This is a genomic window from Paenibacillus xylanilyticus, from assembly GCF_013359935.1.
In the GTDB taxonomy this organism is placed as follows: domain Bacteria; phylum Bacillota; class Bacilli; order Paenibacillales; family Paenibacillaceae; genus Paenibacillus; species Paenibacillus xylanilyticus.
The window spans coordinates 1-1,463 of sequence record NZ_JABMCB010000084.1 but is presented as its reverse complement, the minus strand read 5'-3'; the positions used below and the strand labels follow the sequence as shown (position 1 = coordinate 1,463).

Annotated in this window: 3 protein-coding genes; all 3 read left to right on the top strand. The window is 51.3% G+C overall.

What is annotated here, in order from left to right; genetic code table 11:
• Positions 1 to 178: 178 nt before the first annotated feature.
• Genes HP552_RS00695 through HP552_RS00685 form a run of 3 tightly spaced genes read left to right on the top strand, consistent with a single transcriptional unit; the run spans position 179 to position 1,346 of the window.
• Positions 179 to 469: a hypothetical protein gene (locus HP552_RS00695; RefSeq protein ID WP_175393857.1), complete on the top strand. Its 291-nt coding sequence runs from the start codon at positions 179 to 181 to the stop codon at positions 467 to 469.
• A 2-nt stretch (positions 470 to 471) separates the two neighbouring features.
• Entirely contained in the window at positions 472 to 1,035 is a 564-nt protein-coding gene (locus HP552_RS00690; protein ID WP_512698963.1) for a head-tail connector protein, read from the top strand.
• Positions 1,032 to 1,346, top strand: coding sequence for a hypothetical protein (locus HP552_RS00685; protein WP_175393855.1), 315 nt, complete (start codon positions 1,032 to 1,034; stop codon positions 1,344 to 1,346). The genes HP552_RS00690 and HP552_RS00685 overlap by 4 nt, the downstream gene beginning before the upstream one ends.
• The last annotated feature ends 117 nt before the right edge of the window (positions 1,347 to 1,463 follow it).

The following is a 1,463-nucleotide window of genomic DNA, read 5'->3' as shown; positions in this document are numbered from 1 at the left end:
TGCAAGCACCAAAGAAGGCGGCAGCGCCTTTACTCGTGACACAACAGACCTGAGAGCTATCATGCGTCAGGACATTAAAACATGGGACGCAGGCGCAGCGGTGTTTGGTCAGCTTGACGTTTCGGCAATCGTTTAAGGCGGGATAACCGCCTTTAATCTTTTCTGGGAGGGAAAAACAATGGCTAAAGCAGCAGCGAAAACGCAGAAATATCCCGTTTTAGAGGTGTTTCGAGATAAAGAAACCAAGAGGAAATACCCGGTTGGGTCCGTTTATGAGACAGACGACCAAGACCGCGCCGACTATCTCAGGGAGTTTGGATATCTCGGTAACCCTGAGACGGATGAACCAGATCCGGCCGTCAAAGCTGATACAGAAAAATCATCAGGTGATCCGGCAAAATCAGATGCTGATGAGCCCGATCCGGCTGCATCTGAAACTAAAACCAATGGCAAGGCGGATAAGGAATAGTCATGCTGGCGACCGTCAGCAGGCTAAAGAAGATGCTTTACATCCCGGACACAGATACCAGCCAGGACAATGAGTTAATGTTTGCCCTGGCTGCTGCGTCTGATGCCATTGAAGGTCACTGTAACCGCAAGTTTGGAAAAGGCTCATACACGGAGCGCCGCAGCGGAACGAATTCCAAGCATCTGGCACTGCGGAATTTTCCGATTCATGAAGTCACGGAAATAACGGGTCCGTATGGTCCGGTTGTGGGGTACACAGAATTGGAGGATGGCATACTGTTCCGGCAAGAAGGATGGCCGAAAGGAGAATATAACCTTTTGACCTCCTATATTGGCGGCTACGACCTTCCAAGTGACGACTCTACCGCTAACCCTCCCACACTCCCAAACACGCTTGAAATGGCCTGTCTGATGCTTGCTAAGATGATGCATACCGGGCAGTGGGGTAAGTTATCGGAACGGATTGACGGGGAATACACCGCTACGTTCCAAACAGCGGAGCGGGAAACGGACTTGCCTCCAGCTATTCAGGCGCTGTGTGACCGTCATGTTTGGAGGTTGGGATGATGTACAGGGATGTGGTTAAAATCATGCGCCAGGCTGACGACAGTGACCCGTGGGCAGGTGGATCGGCAGGAAGCATGCCGGAAACGTACCGAGCAAGGGTGACATTCGCAACTCAACGCGTCATAGGGGAGAACGGGCAGGAGGTAACCAGTTCTGTCCATATTCGCATGCCTGGAAAGGTTCCAGTGGGATATGGGGATGAAGTGACTTTCAAGGAGCCGAACGGCAACGAGAAAACCAAGAAAATCATCTCCTACAAGGTTCCACGTAATCTTGAAGGCGAGTTTATGATGACGGTGATTCACCTATGAGTATGGAAATCAATGCGAGCGCGTTTCTGAAGCAGCTGGATTTGCTGAATGAACGTGCGGTGGCAGCGGCTGAACGTGGCGTGAAAAAGGCAGCTGAGGAATTAGGGAATGAGTCGG

What these genes read in the sequence shown, in the direction of transcription:
- HP552_RS00695 (WP_175393857.1), top strand. Translation starts at nt 179, where the DNA reads ATGGCTAAAGCAGCAGCGAAAACGCAGAAATATCCCGTTTTAGAGGTG.
- HP552_RS00690 (WP_512698963.1), top strand. Translation starts at nt 472, where the DNA reads ATGCTGGCGACCGTCAGCAGGCTAAAGAAGATGCTTTACATCCCGGAC.
- HP552_RS00685 (WP_175393855.1), top strand. Translation starts at nt 1,032, where the DNA reads ATGATGTACAGGGATGTGGTTAAAATCATGCGCCAGGCTGACGACAGT.